Raw genomic sequence first — 18,116 nt, 5'->3', positions numbered from 1 at the left:
TTCGCGCCCGGAGCCTTTTGGCTGCGGGCGTTTTGCTTTGTCAGAGCAGCGCGCGGCAGGCAGCAGCGGCGGCGGCGCGCAGGCGGGCGGCGTGGATGTGGCGGCCCTGTTGCACCAGATGCGCGCCATGGGCCCAAACATCGGCGACGGTCAGGTCGGTGCCAAAGATCCAGCGATCCAACAGCCGGTCATCGGCCATAGCGAACCCCATGCTGTCGTGCAGGGCGACCAGATCGGCGGGCGCGCCGGGGGCCAGCTGCGGAGCGGGGGCGCCAAGCGCCTGCGCGCCCCCCGCCAGCGCGGCCCGGAACAGCCGCGCGCCAGTGGAGCCATGATCGGCGCAGATGTTGCGCCCGCGCGTGCCAAGCCGTTGGGAATATTCAAGCATCTGCGCCTCGCCTTTGGCGGTGATCTGCACGTTGCTGTCGGTGCCAAGGCCAAAGCGCCCGCCTGCCGCGAGGAAATCGGCGGCGGGAAAGATGCCATCGCCCAAGTTTGCCTCGGTGATCGGGCAGAGGCCCGCGACGGCGTTTGATGCGGCAAGGGCGCGGGTTTCGGCGGGCGTGAGGTGGGTGGCATGGATCAGGCACCAGTCGGGGCCGACCGGGGCATGGGACAAGAGGTGGTCCACCGGGCGCTGGCCGGTGTGGGTCAGGCAATCGGCCACCTCGGCCTGTTGTTCGGCAATGTGAATGTGGAAGGGGCGGTTGGGGAAGGCCTGCGCGAGTGTGGTGATCTCGCCCATGGTGGCGGCGCGCAGCGAATGCGGGGCAAGGCCGATGCGGTCTTGCGGGCGGGCCATGGACTCGCAGGACTGGACCAGACGGGCAAAGGCATCGGGGCTGTGGAGAAAGCGGCGCTGGCCTGCGCCGGGTGCTTGGGGGCCAAAGCCGCCGTGGGCGTAGAAGACCGGCAGATGGGTGAGCGAGATCCCCGTCTCACTCGCGGCGGCAAAGATGCGCGCCGACATCTCGGCCGGGTTGGCATAGGGGCGGCCATCGGGCGCGTGGTGGAGGTAGTGAAACTCTCCCACGCGGGTGAAGCCCTGTTCCAGCATTTCCGCATAGGCGAGGGCGGCGATGGCCTGCATGGCCTCGGGCGAGAGCGTCAGCGCAAAGCGATACATCATCTCGCGCCATGTCCAGAAACTGTCGGGGGTGGGGCCGCGGTGTTCGGTGAGGCCGGAAAAGCCGCGCTGGAAGGCATGGCTGTGCAGGTTGGGCAGGCCGGGGAGGAGGATCTCGGCCCGGTGGTCGCCGGGGAGGGGGGCCGCGCCGGGGGTGACGCTGTGGATGGTGCCAGCGCGGAGCGTGAGGCGCACGTCGCGCGCCCAGCCGGAAGGGAGGAGGGCGGCTTTGGCGAAAAGGGTCATTGCAGGCTCCGGTTCCGAAAGGGGCTAGGCAGGCGGCTTTCATTATGTATATACTTCATGAAGGCGCAGGGGAAGCTTTATGTGCCGGGAGGGGGCAGGATGGCCAAGGTCTGGACGCAAGCGCGGGTGGTGACGGCGGAGGGCGGGATTGACCGCGCGCCTCAGGTGGGCGCGCTGGAGGTGCGGACCGAAGGCGGGCGGATCGTGGCGGTGGCGCCCCGGGTTGCGCGCGACGGGGCCGAGGTGGTGGATTGCGGCGGGCGGTTGCTGACGCCCGCGCCGCTGGATTGCCACACGCATCTGGTGTTTGGCGGCGACCGCGCCGCCGAGTTCGAGCGACGGCTGGAGGGCGTGGCCTATGCGCAGATCGCGGCGGAGGGCGGCGGGATCAAGGCCAGCATGCGGGCGACGCGGGCGCTGGGGGTGGAGGCCTTGGTGGCGGCGAGCCTGCCGCGGCTGGACCATCTGCTGCGCGAGGGGGTTTCGACCGTTGAGGTGAAGTCGGGCTATGGGCTGAGCGTAGAGGCGGAACTGACCCTGCTGCGCGCGGCGCGGGCGTTGGGTCAGCGGCGGCGGGTGCGGGTGGTGACGACATGGCTGGCGGCCCATGCGCTGCCGCCGGAATATGAGGGGCGGGCCGAGGCCTATATCGCCGAAGTGGCGATGGCCGGGCTGGAGGCGGCGGTGGCCGAGGGGTTGGTGGATGCGGTGGACGCGTTCTGCGAGGGGATCGCGTTCACCCCCGCCCAGCTTGCGCCGCTGTATGATCGGGCGCGGGCGCTGGGCCTGCCGGTGAAGATCCACGCCGAGCAGCTGTCGCACATGGGCGGGACGGCCTTTGCCTGTGGTTATGGCGCGCTGTCGGCGGATCATCTGGAACATGCGACCGCAGAGGACGCGCGGGCGATGGCGCAGGCGGGCACGGTGGCGGTGCTGTTGCCGGGGGCGTTCTATGCCTTGCGCGAGACGTTTTTGCCCCCCGTCGAGGCCTTTCGTGCGGCGGGGGTGCCGATGGCCTTGGCGACCGACTGCAATCCGGGGACATCGCCGCTGACCTCGGTTCTGCTGGCGATGAACATGGGGGCGACGCTGTTCCGGATGACGGTGGCGGAGTGTTTGCTGGGGGTGACGGCCCATGCGGCGCGGGCGCTGGGCTTGGGCGATGAGACCGGGCGGATCGTGCCGGGGCTGTCGGCGGACATGGCGCTGTGGGACGTGGAGACCCCGGCGCAACTGGTGGCGCGGATCGGGTTCAACCCGCTGCACACCCGGATTTATCAAGGAGAGCTGGTATGAGCGCGATGATCCTGACCCCCGGCGCGGTGCCGCTTGCGACCTTGCGGGCGCTGTATTGGCAAGGCGGCGCGCCGCGCCTGTCGCCGGACTGCGCGCCCGCGATTGCGCGGGCGGCGGCGCGGATTGCCCAAGTCGCGGCCGGAGAGGCGGCGGTCTATGGGGTGAACACCGGCTTTGGCAAGCTGGCGTCCATCCGCATTGCGGCGGGGGATGTGGCGCAGTTGCAGCGCAACCTGATCCTGTCGCATTGCTGTGGTGTGGGCGCGCCGCTGGATGCAAGCGTTGTCCGGCTGATCCTGACGCTGAAGCTGATGTCGCTGGGCCGGGGGGCATCTGGCACGCGGGCGGTGGTGAGCGATCTGCTGGAGGCGATGCTGGCGCGCGGGGTGGTGCCGGTGATCCCGGAAAAGGGATCGGTCGGCGCATCGGGTGATCTGGCGCCCTTGGCGCATATGGCGGCGGTGATGATCGGCGCGGGCGAGGCCTTTTACGCGGGCGAGCGCTTGCCGGGGGGCGAGGCGCTGGCCCGCGCGGGGCTGGAGCCGGTGGTGCTGGCCGCCAAGGAGGGGCTGGCGCTGATCAACGGCACGCAGGTTTCCACCGCGCTGGCGCTTGCCGGTCTGTTCCGGGCCGAGCGCGCGCTGCGGGCGGCGATTGTGACGGGCGCGCTGTCCACCGATGCGGCGATGGGATCGACCGCGCCTTTTGCGGCGGAAATCCACAGCTTGCGCGGGCATCAGGGGCAGATCGACGTGGCGGCGTCCTTGCGGGCGCTGCTGGCGGGAAGCCAGATCCGCGACAGCCATGTCGAGGGGGATGAGCGGGTGCAAGACCCCTATTGCATCCGCTGCCATCCGCAGGTGGCGGGGGCGGCGCTGGACATTCTGCGCGGCGTGGCGCGCACGCTGGAAATCGAGGCCAACGCCGCGACCGACAACCCGCTGGTGCTGTCGGATGGGTCGGTGGTTTCGGGTGGGAATTTTCATGCCGAGCCTGTGGCCTTTGCCGCCGATATTGTCGCGCTGGCGGTGGCTGAGGTGGGGGCGATTGCGCAGCGGCGGATTGCGCTCTTGGTGGACCCGGCGCTGAATTTTGGCCTGCCGGGGTTCCTGACGCCGAAGCCGGGGCTCAATTCCGGCTTGATGATCGCGGAAGTCACGTCGGCCGCGTTGATGAGCGAGAACAAGATGCTGGCGCATCCGGCCAGTGTGGACAGCACGCCCACCTCGGCCAACCAAGAGGACCATGTGTCGATGGCCTGCCATGGCGCGCGGCGGCTCATGGACATGACGCAGAACCTGTTCTGGATCATCGGGGTAGAGGCGATGGTGGCGGCGCAGGGCGTGGGCCTGCGCGGGCCGCTGGCGACCTCGGCGCCGTTGCAGGCGGCGATTGCGGCGGTGCGGGCGCGGATTCCGGCGCTGGAGGCCGACCGATTCATGGGCGGCGACATGGCGGCGGCAGGCGAACTGGTGGCCACGGGCGCGCTGGAGGCAGCGGGGGCGGATCTGCTGCCATGGGTGGCGTGATGGGGCCGGTGGTCGAGGAAGGCGACGGGCCGATCATCTTGGCCTTTCCGCATGTGGGGACGGGGGTTCCGCCCGAGGTGGCGGCGCGGCTGAACGCCGAAGGCCGGGTGCTGCGCGATACGGACTGGCATATTCATAGGCTTTACGCGGGGTTGATCCCCGGCCTGACGACGGTGAGGGCCACGCAATCGCGCTATGTGATTGACCTGAACCGCGACCCCGAGGGGGTGAGCCTGTATCCGGGGCAGGCGACCACCGGGCTGATCCCTGACACCACCTTTGACAATGTGCCGATCTGGGAGGTGCCGCCGGGGCCTGCGGATGTGGCGCGCTGGCTTATGGCCGTGCATCGGCCCTATCACGCTTCGCTGGCCGCGCAGGTCGCGCGGGTGCGGGCGCGGCATGGGGTGGCGGTGGTCTATGACTGCCATTCGATCCGGTCGCGCTGTCCGTGGTTGTTTGACGGGGTGCTGCCCGATCTGAACATCGGCACCAATGGTGGCGTCACCTGTGCGCCGGAGTTGGAGGCGGCGGTGTGCCGGGTGGCGGCGGCATCGGGGCGGACATGGGTGCTGAACGGGCGCTTCAAGGGCGGCTGGACCACGCGGCACCATGGGCGGCCCGAGGCAGGGGTTCATGCGATTCAGATGGAGTTGGCGCAGGCCAGCCATCTGGAGGCCGAGGCACCGCCCTTTGCGCTGGACCCCGCGCGGGCGGCGGAGCTGCGCCGGACATTGACCGAGATTCTTGCCACGCTGGCCGATCTGGCCCCGCGTCAGGCCCATGCGTGAGGAGAGCGCCATGACACGTCACAACACCCGCGATATTTTTCCCGCCACCGGCACCGAGCGGAGCTGCAAGAGCTGGCAGACCGAGGCCGCGCTGCGGATGCTGATGAACAACCTGCACCCCGATGTGGCGGAAAACCCGCATGAGTTGGTGGTCTATGGCGGGATTGGCCGCGCGGCGCGCACTTGGGAGGATTTCGACCGGATCTGTGCGAGTTTGCGCGACTTGGAGTCGGATGAAACGCTGCTGGTGCAATCGGGCAAGCCGGTGGGGATTTTCCGCACCCATGCAGATGCGCCGCGCGTGTTGATTGCGAACTCTAACTTGGTGCCGCATTGGGCGACTTGGGCGCATTTCCATGAATTGGATCGCAAGGGGCTGATGATGTATGGCCAGATGACCGCCGGGTCATGGATCTATATCGGCACCCAAGGGATCGTGCAGGGGACCTATGAGACCTTTGCCGAAGCCGGGCGGCAGCATTACGGCGGGTCGCTCCGCGGGCGCTGGATACTGACGGCGGGGTTGGGCGGCATGGGGGGTGCGCAGCCGCTTGCCGCGGTGATGGCGGGGGCGTGCTGTCTGGCGGTGGAGTGTGACGAGACGCGGGCCGATTTTCGCATCCGCACGCGCTATTGCGATGCCAAGGCGCAGACCTTGGATGAGGCTTTGGCGCTGATTGACCGGTGGACCAAGGCGGGGGAGGCGAAGTCGGTTGCGTTGATCGGCAACGCGGCGGAGGTGTTTCCCGAGATCCTGCGCCGGATGCAGGCGGGGGAAGCGATGCCGAACGGGCGGCCCGATATCGTGACCGATCAGACCAGCGCGCATGACCCGCTGAACGGCTATCTGCCCAAGGGGTGGAGCGTGGCCGAGTGGCGGGCGCGGCGCGAGGCAGAGCCTGCGGCGGTGGAACGGGCCGCGCGGGCGTCGATGCGCGAGCATGTGGCGGCGATGGTGGGGTTCTGGAACGCCGGGGTGCCGACGCTGGATTACGGCAACAACATCCGGCAGGTGGCGAAGGAAGAGGGGTTGGAGACCGCCTTTGCCTTTCCGGGCTTTGTGCCGGCCTATATCCGGCCGTTGTTCTGCCGGGGCGTGGGGCCCTTCCGCTGGGCGGCGCTGTCGGGTGATCCGCAGGACATTTACAAGACCGATGCCGCGATGAAGCGGTTGTTCCCCGAAAACGCGCATCTGCACCGCTGGCTGGACATGGCGCAGGAGCGGATTGCGTTTCAGGGTCTGCCCGCGCGGATTTGCTGGATCGGGCTGGGGGATCGGCACCGGGCGGGGCTGATGCTGAACGAGATGGTGCGGTCGGGGGAGTTGAAGGCACCGGTCGTGATCGGGCGGGATCATCTGGATTCCGGCTCGGTGGCCAGCCCGAACCGCGAGACGGAAGCGATGAAGGACGGGTCGGATGCGGTGAGCGACTGGCCGCTGTTGAATGCGATGCTGAATGTGGCGGGGGGTGCAACATGGGTGTCGCTGCACCACGGCGGCGGCGTGGGCATGGGGTTCAGCCAGCATTCCGGCGTGGTGATCGTGGCGGATGGCACCGATGCGGCGGCGGCGCGGTTGGAGCGGGTGCTGTGGAACGATCCGGCGACGGGGGTGATGCGGCATGCGGATGCGGGCTATGGCGTGGCGCGCGATTGCGCGGTGGCGCATGGTTTGCGGTTGCCGGGCATCCTGTGAGCGGGGTGTACCGGGCAAGCGCCCGCGTCTTTCGCCCGTGGAAGAACGGCGGCGGCACCACGGCGGAGATTCTGTGCTGGCCGGAGGGGGCGGGGTTTGACGATTTCACCCTGCGGCTGAGCACGGCGCGGGTGGCGGCGTCGGGGCCGTTCTCGGCGTTTCCCGGCGTGGACCGGGTGCTGACGGTGATCGAGGGCGGGGCGATGGTGCTGCATCTGGAGGGGCGGGCGCAGGCGCTTGCGCCGCTGGTGCCCTTCGCCTTTGCCGGGGATGTGGCCTGCCGGGCCGAGGTGACGGGGCCGCTGCTGGATTTCAACGTGATGACGCGGCGGCCCAGCCTTGCGCGGGTGGTTGCGGGGCCGCTTGACCCTGCCGCGCGCTTTGCGCTGCTCTTGGCGCCGGTGGCGGGGCTGGCGCGGTTGGATCTGGTGGATCTGGCGGCGGTGGGTCCGGGCCTGCGCGCCGATCTGCGCGGTGCGCCGGCGGTGGCGGTCGAGATCTAGCGCGGGTCGGCGGTGAAGCGGCTGATCAGTTCATGCCGCGCGCCGGGGTAGGTTTGCACCACCAGCGTCACCCATTGCCCGGCGGTTTCGGTGCGGCGGGTGACTTCGAGACAGGCCTCCCCGTTCGGCAAGGCCAGCGCGCGGGCGGTGGCGGGGCTGGCGGCAACGGCGCGGATGCGGTGGTCGGCCGATGTCCACGGGATTTCGCGCAAGAGCCATTGGCCGGGGGCGATGGTGGTGAAATCCTGCGCCGGGGCGGTGGGCGCGGCGGCGGGGTTGATCAGTCGCTGTTCCAGACAAAAGGGCTGATCGCCCGCGAAATGCAGCCCCGTCAGCGCCAGCACCGGGGCAGAGCTGTCGATGCGGGCGGATTTCATCTCGTCCATGCGGGGCGCGCGCAGATCGCGCGTGGTGAGGGCAAAGCGCCATGGCAGGCCAAGCGCCTCGACCTCGGCCTGAATGTCGGGGATGGCCATGACGGCGGCCTGCGCCACGGGTTGCGCGACAAAGGTGCCCAGCCGCTTGCGCCGCACCAGAAAGCCTTCGCGCGTGAGTTGGGCCAGCACCTTGTTCATCGTCATCCGCGAAACGCCGTGCTGCTGGGCCAGATCGGTTTCAAACGGCAGTGCAAAGCCGGGGGGCCAGTCGCCGCCGGTGATCTTGTCGCGCAGCGCGGCAAGGATGCGGTCGTGATGGGTGGTGCGGCTGTCCACAAGGGCCCCTGTTTTGAGTAAGCGCAACGTAAAGAAGCTGCGCCCAAGGGACAAGCCGGGCCGTCAGGGCAACGGCCCGAGACGGCGAAAAGGGCAGGGGCGGGAGGGCCGTTGGAGGGTCATGCCCTGTGCAGGCACGCCAGATGGTGGGCAAAATCGGGTGAGGCCATCAGCGCACGGCACCGGGCAAAGCGGGTGTCGGCATAGGCCTGAAAATCCTCGGCCGGGTTGCCGTTCGCGTGCTGGATCAGGCCCCACAGTGTCCACAACAGATCACACATCGCCTTGTAGATCACCATGCGGGCCACGTCTTGCGGCGGGGCGGCGCCGTTGAAATAGGCGGCGAGAAGCGCGGCATCTTGCGCCGCGTCAAACTCTGCCTCGACCGAGAGATCGCCCAGATCCCACATCGGATCGTTCATTCCAGCATATTCCCAATCGACGATCCACATGCGGCTGCCGGTATCAAGGAAGTTTTCGCACAAAGGATCACAGTGGCACGGGACCAGCGGGGCAGGGCTGCGCGCAAGGGCGACACGCACGGCTTCGGCTTCGGCCACCACGCCGTGATAGCCTTGGGGCAAGGCGACATCGGTGCCGGACAGCAGGCGCAGATACTCATCGATCATGGCGAAAAGCTCGAACCGGGTGGGGAAGGTCTGACCCGAGTGGTGGAGCTGGCGCAGGGCTTGCGCCGCGCGCGCGGGCGCGCCGGGGCGGCTGCGAAAGCCGTGCGGCGTCATGGTGGTGCTGCCGTCGATGTGGCGGGTGACCATGATGCCGGTGGTGGTATTCACATAGAGCACATCGGGGCTGACCCCGGCTTTGGCAGCAGCCTCGGCGGCCACGGCTTCGGCGGCACGGTCGATATAGGCGGCGGTGCCTTCGCCCGGCACCCGCAGGATGGCATCCCCAAGGCGGTAGACGCGGTTCGTCAGCCCGCCCAAGCGCTGTGCGCTGCCCTGCCAGCCGGAGAGCGGCGGAACATCGGCGATGATCGCCGCAATATCGTCTTGCATGGTGCTGCCCCGTTGCCTTGGCCTGCGCTGTGGCCCAAGCTAGCCCCCAAGTTGCAAGGGAGTCCAGCATGAGCACCGGAACGCATGGCGGCCATTTGGGCGCGGTCTATGGCGCAGGCGCGCCAGAGCAGGTGGCGGCGGCCTATGATGCCTGGGCGGGGAGCTATGATGCCGAGATGGCGGCGGCGGGCTACCGCCACCCGTCGATTGGCTGCGCGCTTTTGGCGCGCCATGCGCCGCGCGGCACCGGACCAGTGCTGGACGCGGGCTGTGGCACCGGGCTTCTGGGCGATTGGCTGGGGATCTTGGGCTTTGCCCCGGTCGAGGGCTTGGACCTTTCGGGCGGGATGCTGGCGGTGGCGCGGGCCAAGGGGCATTACGCGCGCTTGCACCAGTTGGCGCTGGGCGGGGCGCTGCCCTTTGCCGATGGTGCCTTTGCCGCCGTGATCTCGACCGGGGTGTTCACCACCGGGCATGTGGGGGCAGAGGCGCTGCCCGAGCTGGTGCGGATCACGCAAGCGGGCGGTCCGCTGGTGCTGACGGTGAAATGCACGCTGTGGGACGGTGGATTCGAGGCGGCCTTGCGCGGGATGACGGCGGTGGAGGTGCTGGAGACGACGCCGCCCTATATCTCGATGCCCGGAGAGCCGGGCACGATTCCTTCGCGCGCGGTGGTGATCCGCCGCCGCGCGGAAGGCGCAGGGCAGGGCCTTTAGGGGCGCGCCTCCGCATCGGGCGGGGCCTTGGCGATGACGGCGGAAAGGTCGTCCCAGACGCCGGGGGCGGTGCCAAGGGCGATGCCGCCTGCCGGGTCGCTGGGCATCGGCAGGATGCGGCCTCCGGCTTCGGTGATCATCAACCCGCCCGCCAGACAATCCCACGGGTTCATATGCGGTTCATAATAGCCGCCCAAGCGCCCGGCGGCGACCGAGGCGAGCATCAGCCCGCCAGAGCCGTTGCGGTAGAAGATGCCGCCCGCCTGCATCAGCCCGGTGATGACGCCAGCCACATGGGCGGCATCGGTGCGATGGCTGGCCCCGATGGCGACAAGGCTGTTGGTGATGCGATGCGCGGGATCACAGCGCATCGGCACATCATTGAGCCATGCGCCCCGGCCCTTGATGGCGGTAAACACCTCCTCCGCCAGCGGATGCGCGGTGACGGCGGCGACGGTTTCCCCGCCCTGCACCAGCGCGATGATGACGCACCAATGCGGCAGGCCCGCAAGGAAAGGCGAGGTGCCGTCGATCGGGTCGATCACCCAGAGAAAGCCGCTTTGTCCGTCTTGCGCGCCGCCTTCTTCGCCAAGGATGGCATCCTGCGGGAAGGCGCGTGTGATGCCGGCCCGGATCAGATCTTCCACCTCGCGGTCGGCGCGGCTGACGATGTCTTGCGGGGTGGCCTTGGCCTCGATCACCAGACGGTCACGGTGCTGAAAATGGGACAGGGCGAGCGCGCCGCCCGCTTGGGCAAGCTGGCGGGCGAGGGTGAAACGGGCTTGGATCGGGTCGGTCATGGGCACTTTCCGGGGGGAGATTCAGGCGACGCGCGATGCGTCGGCCGGGGTGATGTGGAGCGATACCTCTTGCCCGGCGGTCAGGCGCGGTTCGAAGATGGGGCGGGACACGAGCATCTCGCCGCGTTCGGTGGCCACGCTGTATTCCATCCGGCTGCCCAGATAGGTGGCGGTCAGCACCCTGTCGGGGCCGCCGGGGGACAGCGTGATGCGCTCGGGCCGGATCGAGAGGGTGGCGGGGCCATCCGGGCCGCTGACCGGAAACGCCATGCCGGGCGCGGTGAACTGGCCTTGGACCACGCGGCCTTGAATCAGGTTCGCGTCGCCGATGAAATCGGCGATGAAGGGGCTGGCCGGGTGTTCGTAAAGCTCGGACGGGGTGCCCACCTGCGCGATGCGGCCCTTTTCCATCACCACGATGCGGTCAGAGACGGCGAGCGCCTCTTCTTGGTCATGGGTGACGTAGACAGCCGTCAGGCCAAAGCGGCGCTGGAGGCTGCGGATTTCCTCGCGCACCTTGCGGCGCAGCTTGGCATCGACGTTTGACAGCGGTTCGTCGAACAGGATCACATCCGGCTGCTGCACGATGGCGCGGGCGACGGCGACGCGCTGCTGCTGGCCGCCCGAAAGCTCGGCGGGCAGGCGGGCTTCCAGCCCCGCAAGCCCGACCTGTTCAAGGATTTCACGCGCGCGGGCCTGTGCCTCGGCCTTGGGGGTGCCGCGGATGACTGGGCCATAGGCGACGTTTTCTAGCACCGAGACATGCGGAAACAAGGCGTAGGACTGGAACACCATGCCAACATTGCGGGCCGAGGCCGGATCGCGGCTGACATCGCGCCCGGCGATGAAGACCTGCCCGGCGCTGGGCAGTTCCAGCCCGGCGATCAGGCGCAGCGAGGTGGTCTTGCCGCAGCCCGAGGGGCCAAGGAAGGTGACGAGTTCGCCCTTGACGATGGAGAGGTCGATCCCGGCCACGGCGGTGGCGGTGCCGTAGCGCTTGACCACGCTGCGGAATTCGATGGCTGTCTGTGTCATGCGTATCTTACTCCGCCGGATGTGGGGTGCCGGTGACGGTGCTGCGCCGCCCCAGCTTGCGTTTGCCCACCAGCCCGTTCATGGCGGCCACACAGGCCACCATCACCAGCATCAGCACCGTGGAATAGGCGATGGCGAGCGCGTATTCGCCATTCTCGACCCGGCCCATGATATAGGCGGTGGCCATGTTGTGCCGCGCCGAGACAAGGAAGATCACCGCCGACACCGCCGTCATCGCGGTGACGAAGGAATAGACCAGCGCGGTGAAGATCGCAGGGCGGATCAACGGCAGCACCACATCGCGCAGCACGCGCCCGCCGCCTGCGCCCATGGTCTGGCTGGCCTCTTCCATGCTGCGGTCGATCTGGGCCAGCGCTGCGATGCCCGCGCGCATGCCCACGGGCAGGTTGCGGAAGACAAAGCAGATGACAAGGATCGCCATGGTGCCGGTGATGTCGATCGGGGGCACGTTGAAGGCGGCGATGTAGCTGACGCCCACCACGGTGCCGGGGATGGCAAAGGAAAGTAGGGTGCCGAATTCAAAGGCGCGCTTGCCGGTGAAATCCTGCCGCGCGATCAGCCATGCCGTCAGGATGCCCACCGCCATGGTGAGCGGGGCCGAGAGCGCCGAGACCCAGAGCGTGGTGATCATGCTGTTCCAGGCCGAGCCGAAAAGCTGGATGCCGCGCTCGTTGAATTCAAAGGAAAAGGCGGTCCAGAGGTGGCCGAAGGTGGGGGCCATGTCCATCCGGGCGATGTCTTTCACGAAGCCGCCCATCAGCACGATGGCATAGATGCCGACGGTGAACAGCACGAAGGGCACCACCGCCGCCACCGCCGCCCATTTGATGAGACCCGGCACCGGGGCGACCAGCCCGGCATCGGATTTGCCGGTGACGGTGACATAGCTGCCCCGGCCCAGCCAGCGGGTCTGCACCCAGAAGGCCGCGATGGTGAGCGTGAGCAGCAGCACCGACAGGGTGGCGGCCTGTCCCAGATCATATTGCGCGCCGACGACGGCGAAGAAAATCTTGGTGGACAGCACGTCATAGCTGCCACCCAGCACGATGGGATTGCCGAAATCGGCAAGGCTTTCGATGAAGGCGAGCAGGAAGGCTGCCGCAAGCGCAGGGCGCAAAAGCGGCCATGTCACGGTGCGAAAGGTGGTGACGGGTTTGGCGCCCAGCGTGGTGGAGGCTTCTTCCAGCGTGGGATTGATCGCTTCAAGCGCGGCCAGCAGCACGAGGAAGGTGACAGGCGCAAAGGCCAGCACTTGCGCCAGCAGGATGCCGGGCAGGCCATAGATCCAGCGGGTGGGGCGGACGCCGAACCATTCCGCCACTTCCACAGTCACCAGCCCGGTGCGGCCAAACAGCACGAGGATGGCGACGCCCACCACGAAAGGCGGGGTGATGATCGGCAGGATCGAAATGGCGCGCAACAGCCGCTTCATGCGGAAATCGGTGCGTGCGACCAGCAGGGCCAGCGCAAGGCCCAGCGCGGTGGCCAGCGCCGCCGACAGGATACCCAGCACAAGGCTGTTGATCACCACACCACACCGCCCGCTGCCGGTGAGGCAGCCCAGCGACCACAGGTCAGAGGCGGTGATGCGGGTGAGGAACGGCGTCAGCGCCAGCGTGCCATCGGGGCCGACAAAGGCGGCGGACATCAGCTTGACGATCGGGAAGAACACAAAGAGCGACAGCGCCGAGACGATGCCGATGATGGCGAAGGCGGCAAACCGCTCGCCCCGGCAAAAGCCGCGCGCGGCCAAAACCTCGGCCAGAGCGCCGATCAGGGCGATGCCCGCGAGCCACGCGCCCCAGCCAAAGCCGGGCTGGCCTTCAAGAGCGGTGGGGAACAGGAGGCCAAGGCCGGGCAGCGCGGGGCCGCGCAGGCCGATGCCAAAGCCTTGCAGCAAAAGCCAGCCCAAGCCAGCCCCGACCAGCGCCGCCCCGGCAGGGTGGATGCGCCAGTCGCGCGACAGAAGCGCAAGCAAGGCCAGCGCCAGCGCCGCCCCCACCAAGGGCAGCAGCCAGACACGGCCCGCCACGCCTTCGGCCAAGGCCGAGGCGAGGGTGGCCCCGCCTTTATACCAAGGCAGGGCCAGAACAGCGGCCAACAGAAGGCCAGACCAAATCAGGCCGATCCGGCCTTCCCACAGCGCTTTCACTTGGGCAACGCGCCGATTTCGGCATCCCAGCGCGACAACAGGGCGGCGCGGGTGTCGGAGGACCCATATTTGGCGAAATCATAGTCGATCAACTTGATGTCGGCCAGCTTCGGCGCTTCGGGTGGGGTGCTGGCCGATGTGTTCGACGGCACCTGATAGCTTTTCGCGGTGGCGCCGATTTCCTGTGCGGCGGCCGAAAGCGCCCAGTCATACCACATCTTGGCGGCTTCGGGGTTGGGGCCGCCCTTGATCAGGGACATCGAGCCGACCTCATAGCCGGTGCCTTCGCAGGGGGCGACGGTAACGATGGGGGCGCCCGAGACGGTTTCGGCCACGGCGTCATGCATGAAGACGATGCCGATGGCGCTTTCGCCGGTGGCGGCGGCGCGGATCGGGGCAGACCCGGATTTGGTGTATTGGTTGATGTTGGCGTGCAGCTTGGCCAGATAGGCGAAGGCCTCATCCTCGCCCATCAGCTGCACCATGGTGGCGAGCATCGTATAGGCGGTGCCTGACGAATTCGGGTTGGCCACCTGAATGTCTTCGGCATAGCGTTCGTCAAGAAGATCGGCCCAGCAGGCGGGCGGGTTTTCGGTGACCAAGGTGGAGTTGTAGCCAAAGCCAAGCGCCCCGGCATAGATGCCCACCGTCTTGTAGCCCGAGGTTTCGGCCTGCGCGGTGGCCCAAGGCTGAAGTTCCGACAGCATGGGGGATTGATATTCTTCGGTCAGGCCTTCCTGCGCGGCCTGCAGATGCGGATCGCCCGTGCCGCCCCACCAGACATCGCCGCGCGGCTGGCCCTCTTCGGCCTTGATCTGGGCATAGGTTTCGCCCGAGGACTTGCGGGTCATCAAGACATTGATGCCGGTTTCGCGCATGAAGGCTTCGGATTGCGCGCGGCACCATTCTTCGTTGACCGAGCAATAAAGCACCAGTTCCTTGGGCTGGGCAAAAGCACCGATGGGCATCAGGGCCAAGGCGGTGGCCCCGATCAGGGCAAAGCGTTTGGTCATCTTGTCGATCTCCCTTTTGTGCCATGCGGTCTGCATGGGCTTGCTGTTGGATGCACTGCGCAGCTGTGCAAGTTTTTGGTCGAGACTAGCACAGTTGTGCAAAACGCAAGAAAAATCATCTGACGGCGTAAAACCTGCCGGGGGTTTGGGCGCGCCCCGATATTTTGGGCGCAACGCGTGGGATGGGCCGAGATGCCTGTTGCATTCGGGCCAAGACGGGGGGCGCGGGGCGGCATGGCCCCGGCGGGTGACGGTGGCGCCACCGAGGGCGCGGGGACCGGCTAACAGCCTGAGATGACAGCGGGATGTCACACCGGTGACGCTTTGGCGACAGGGGCGCGCTTGCCGTTTCCATCGCGGGGACTGTGGGTATAGTGGCAGCGCATGGCAGCGTCGGGCAGCGGAGGGAGACGGGATGGCGGTGACACTGAAAGAGGTGGCGCTGCGCGCGGGCGTGTCGCGATCGGCGGTGTCGCGGACCTTTACCGAAGGGGCCTCGGTTTCGGCCAAGACCCGGGCGCGGGTGGAACAGGCAGCGGCCGAGCTGGGCTATGCGCCCAATGCGCTGGCCTCCAGCCTGACGACGGGGCGCACCAAGCTCATCGGGTTGATCGCGAACAATTTCCACAATCCGCTGATCCTTGAGGTGTTCGACCTGTTCACGCGCGGTCTGCAAGAGCGGGGGTTGCGGCCGATGCTGGTCAATCTGAGCGGGGCGACCGACCCGGCGGCTTCGGTGCAGATGCTGCGGCAATATTCGGTGGATGGGGTGATCGTGGCGTCCTCGACGCTGCCCGCGAGCTTTGCGGCGGCGTTCAAGCGCGCGGGGCTGCCGGTGGTGCACAGTTTTGGCCGGGCCGTGGCGGCGCCGGATGTGTCGGTGGTGGGGATCGACAATGTGGCCTGCGGGCGCATGGCGGCGCAGACGCTGGTGGCGCGCGGCTATCGGCGGCTGGGCTTTCTGGGCGGGCCGCGCGACGCCACCTCGACCCAAGACCGGATGGCAGGCTTTCTGGAGGCGCTGGCCGGGGTGCCGCAGGTGGAGGCGCGGGTGAGCTTTGCCGAGAATTACACCTTTGACGCCGGGCGCGCCGAAATGCAGCGTCTGTTGGCGGCAGGCCCGGCCGAGGCCTATTTCTGCGGCGATGACCTGCTGGCGGTGGGGGCGTTGAGCGCGATTGGCGATGCCGGGCTGAGGGTGCCGGAAGAGATCGGGCTGATCGGGCTGAACGATATGGAAATGTCGCGGTGGCAGAACATCGGGCTGACCACGATCCATCAGCCGGTGGCGCAGATCATCGCAGCGGCGATTGCGTTGGTGGTGGACACGATTGCCGCGCCCGACCGCCCGCCAGAGGTGCGGCTGTTTCCCTGCGCGGTGATCGAGCGCCGCACGTTGCGCCCGCTGCCCGCCGGGGCGGGTTAGCGAAACATCGGCGGGCGGGCGTCGACCCAGGCGCCTTTGGCGCGCGCCGAAGCCACGGCGCTGTGCACCGCCGCCATCGAGCGCAGGCCTGCCTCGGCCAAGGGCAGGCCGTCGCGCGGGGTGCCCCGGATGGCATCGGCAAGGTCGCAATAGATGTTGGCGACGGCAAGCGGGAAGCCTTCGGGATGCGCGATGGCGACGCGGGACAGGCGTTTGGCATCGTCACAAAGGCCGGATTCGCCTTTCTCGATGATCTGGGTGCGCCCGCCCAAGGGGGTGTAGATCAGCTGGTTCGGCTGTTCCGAGGCCCAGCGCAAGCCGCCGGTTTCGCCAAAGACCTGAATGTCGAACCCGTGCTGACGCCCGATGGCGACGGAAGAGGTCCAGAGCCGCCCGACGGTGCCGCGTGACAGGCGGAAGTTGACCATGGCGTCATCTTCCAGCGTGCGGGAGGGAAGGGTGGAGGCGAAGTCGGCGGAGAGGGTTTCCACCTGATCGTCGCAGATAAAGCTGGCCATGTGCAGCGCATGGATGCCGCAATCGGCGAATTGTCCCGAGACGCCCGCCACCGCCGGGTCATAGCGCCAGCGGACGCGGGGATTTTCGGCATCGGCGGCATCGCCGTGGTGGCCGTGGCTGAAGTTGGTGACGACAAGCCGCACCGCCCCGATATCACCCGCCCGCACCATGGCGCGGGCTTGGCGGATCATCGGATAGGCGGAGTAGCAATAGTTCACCGCGCAGATCCGCCCGCTGCGCGCGGCGATGCGGACGATTTCTTCGCCCTCTTCCACCGTCATCGTCATCGGCTTTTCGCACAGGACATGGAAGCCAGCTTCAAGAAACGCCTTGGTGATGTCGAAATGCGTCGCGTTGGGGGTGGCGACGGTGACCAGATCGCAGCGGTCGGGGCGGTTGCGCTCGCCCATGAGCATCTCGCGCCAGTCGCCATAGGCACGGTCGGGCGCGATGCCAAGGCTTTGCGCATAGTCGCGGCCCACATCGGGCCGGTGATCAAGCGCGCCTGCGGCAAGGGTGAAATGGCCATCGGCCAGCGCGCCCAAGCGATGGGCCGGGCCGATCTGGCTGCCCAAGCCGCCGCCGATCATGCCCCAGTTCAGTTTTGCCATGATGCCCGCCCCTTAGAACCCGATGGAGGAAAGATAGGCGCGGTTCTTGCGCGCGTCGTCGACGGGGCTGACATCCAGCGTGGGGTCGCAGTCCTGTTCGACGGTGCACCAGCCTTGGAACCCCGCGTCCAGAAGGATGCGCCGCACGGCTGGGAAATCCACGTCGCCGGTGCCAAGGTTGCAAAAGATGCCTTGGCCGCAGGCTTCATAAAAGCCGGTGCTTCTGGCGATGGCGCGCGCCTTGACCTGCGGGTCGATGTCCTTGAAATGCATGTAGGAAATGCGGCCGATATGGCGGCGCATGAAGGCCACCGGGTCAGAGCCCGCATAGCTGTGGTGCCCGGTGTCGAAGCAGATTTTCAGGATGGTTTCGTCCACCTCGTCCAGCAGGCGTTCCAGTTCCGGCTCGAAATCGAGAAAGCCCGCCGCATGGGCGTGGATGCCGACGGTCAGGCCATGCTCTTCGGCGCCGATCCGGGCCACGGTGGCGATGCGGTCGCGGAAGGCGGCCCATTCGGCAGGCCCCATCTGCTCGGCCTCCTGCGGGCGGCCTGCGGTGGGGGCGCGGCGCGGCGAGATGCTGTCGATCAGCACCAGATGCCGCGCGCCATGCGCCACCAGCGCGCGGCAGGTGCGCCGGGCGGCGTCGAGCACGCTGTCCCATTGGGCGGGATCGTGGAAGGGGCGGAACACCACGCCGCCGATGAGGGTGAGGCCGTTTTCGGCCAGCGCCTCGCCCAGTTGCGCCGGGTCTTCGGGCATGTAGCCGATGGGGCCAAGTTCGATCCCCGTATAGCCCGCCGCCGCACAGTCCCGCAGCACCTGTTGCCACGGCGGATTGCGCGGATCGTCTGCGAATTCGACCCCCCAAGAACAGGGGGCATTGCCGATACGGATGGTCATG

The 18,116-nt window shown here is 67.8% G+C and carries 16 protein-coding genes; 7 read left to right on the top strand and 9 right to left on the bottom strand.

Translation table 11 applies throughout. The features are described from left to right. Positions 1-40 precede the first annotated feature (40 nt). Positions 41-1,372 carry a formimidoylglutamate deiminase gene (locus CUR21_RS08325; RefSeq protein WP_100196534.1) on the bottom strand — a complete coding sequence of 444 codons (1,332 nt, stop codon included), beginning with the start codon at positions 1,370-1,372 and terminating at the stop codon, positions 41-43. Positions 1,373-1,471: 99 nt separating this feature from the next. Here CUR21_RS08325 and hutI point away from each other — a divergent pair, with 99 nt between their 5' ends. Genes hutI through CUR21_RS08300 form a run of 5 tightly spaced genes read left to right on the top strand, consistent with a single transcriptional unit; the run spans position 1,472 to position 7,187 of the window. After that, positions 1,472-2,668, top strand: a complete 1,197-nt coding sequence (gene hutI / locus CUR21_RS08320) for an imidazolonepropionase (protein WP_100196808.1) — start codon at positions 1,472-1,474, stop codon at positions 2,666-2,668. Then, positions 2,665-4,197, top strand: a complete 1,533-nt coding sequence (hutH, locus tag CUR21_RS08315; RefSeq protein WP_100196533.1) for a histidine ammonia-lyase — start codon at positions 2,665-2,667, stop codon at positions 4,195-4,197. The genes hutI and hutH overlap by 4 nt, the downstream gene beginning before the upstream one ends. After that, the gene (hutG, locus tag CUR21_RS08310; protein WP_100196532.1) at positions 4,197-4,988 is read left to right on the top strand and encodes an N-formylglutamate deformylase; all 792 of its coding nucleotides are present in this window, start codon (positions 4,197-4,199) and stop codon (positions 4,986-4,988) included. Before hutH ends, hutG begins: the two co-directional genes overlap by 1 nt. Before the next feature lie 10 nt (positions 4,989-4,998). Continuing rightward, entirely contained in the window at positions 4,999-6,684 is a 1,686-nt protein-coding gene (gene hutU, locus CUR21_RS08305; RefSeq protein WP_100196531.1) for a urocanate hydratase, read from the top strand. Beyond that, on the top strand, positions 6,681-7,187 hold the full coding sequence (locus CUR21_RS08300; protein ID WP_157791967.1) for a HutD family protein: 507 nt from the start codon (positions 6,681-6,683) through the stop codon (positions 7,185-7,187). Before hutU ends, CUR21_RS08300 begins: the two co-directional genes overlap by 4 nt. Here the strand turns inward: CUR21_RS08300 and hutC are convergent. After that, on the bottom strand, positions 7,184-7,900 hold the full coding sequence (gene hutC, locus CUR21_RS08295; RefSeq protein ID WP_157791966.1) for a histidine utilization repressor: 717 nt from the start codon (positions 7,898-7,900) through the stop codon (positions 7,184-7,186). The genes CUR21_RS08300 and hutC overlap by 4 nt on opposite strands. A gap of 119 nt (positions 7,901-8,019) precedes the next feature. Continuing rightward, complete coding sequence (locus CUR21_RS08290; protein ID WP_100196528.1) at positions 8,020-8,919, bottom strand: choline/ethanolamine kinase family protein; 900 nt, start codon at positions 8,917-8,919, stop codon at positions 8,020-8,022. A gap of 68 nt (positions 8,920-8,987) precedes the next feature. Between CUR21_RS08290 and CUR21_RS08285 the strand changes: the two genes are divergently transcribed. Beyond that, positions 8,988-9,635: a class I SAM-dependent methyltransferase gene (locus CUR21_RS08285; RefSeq protein WP_100196527.1), complete on the top strand. Its 648-nt coding sequence runs from the start codon at positions 8,988-8,990 to the stop codon at positions 9,633-9,635. Here the strand turns inward: CUR21_RS08285 and CUR21_RS08280 are convergent. Genes CUR21_RS08280 through CUR21_RS08265 form a run of 4 tightly spaced genes read right to left on the bottom strand, consistent with a single transcriptional unit; the run spans position 9,632 to position 14,656 of the window. Next, positions 9,632-10,435: an inositol monophosphatase family protein gene (locus CUR21_RS08280; protein WP_100196526.1), complete on the bottom strand. Its 804-nt coding sequence runs from the start codon at positions 10,433-10,435 to the stop codon at positions 9,632-9,634. The genes CUR21_RS08285 and CUR21_RS08280 overlap by 4 nt on opposite strands. A 21-nt stretch (positions 10,436-10,456) precedes the next feature. Beyond that, entirely contained in the window at positions 10,457-11,470 is a 1,014-nt protein-coding gene (locus CUR21_RS08275) for an ABC transporter ATP-binding protein (RefSeq protein WP_100196525.1), read from the bottom strand. A 7-nt stretch (positions 11,471-11,477) separates the two neighbouring features. Further along, positions 11,478-13,643: an iron ABC transporter permease gene (locus CUR21_RS08270; protein ID WP_100196524.1), complete on the bottom strand. Its 2,166-nt coding sequence runs from the start codon at positions 13,641-13,643 to the stop codon at positions 11,478-11,480. Beyond that, positions 13,640-14,656, bottom strand: coding sequence for an ABC transporter substrate-binding protein (locus tag CUR21_RS08265; protein WP_100196807.1), 1,017 nt, complete (start codon positions 14,654-14,656; stop codon positions 13,640-13,642). Before CUR21_RS08265 ends, CUR21_RS08270 begins: the two co-directional genes overlap by 4 nt. Before the next feature lie 415 nt (positions 14,657-15,071). On the opposite strand from CUR21_RS08265, the gene CUR21_RS08260 reads away from it, so the two are divergent. Continuing rightward, complete coding sequence (locus CUR21_RS08260) at positions 15,072-16,082, top strand: LacI family DNA-binding transcriptional regulator (protein ID WP_100196523.1); 1,011 nt, start codon at positions 15,072-15,074, stop codon at positions 16,080-16,082. Here the strand turns inward: CUR21_RS08260 and CUR21_RS08255 are convergent. Continuing rightward, positions 16,079-17,212 carry a Gfo/Idh/MocA family protein gene (locus CUR21_RS08255; protein ID WP_100196522.1) on the bottom strand — a complete coding sequence of 378 codons (1,134 nt, stop codon included), beginning with the start codon at positions 17,210-17,212 and terminating at the stop codon, positions 16,079-16,081. The genes CUR21_RS08260 and CUR21_RS08255 overlap by 4 nt on opposite strands. Before the next feature lie 12 nt (positions 17,213-17,224). After that, entirely contained in the window at positions 17,225-18,115 is an 891-nt protein-coding gene (locus tag CUR21_RS08250; RefSeq protein ID WP_100196521.1) for a sugar phosphate isomerase/epimerase, read from the bottom strand. Position 18,116: the final 1 nt, after the last annotated feature.

Source organism: Pseudorhodobacter sp. MZDSW-24AT (assembly GCF_002794355.1).
Taxonomy (GTDB): Bacteria; Pseudomonadota; Alphaproteobacteria; order Rhodobacterales; family Rhodobacteraceae; genus Pseudotabrizicola.
Note: the sequence above shows the minus strand (reverse complement) of the source record. Positions and strands in the feature narration are given on the sequence as shown.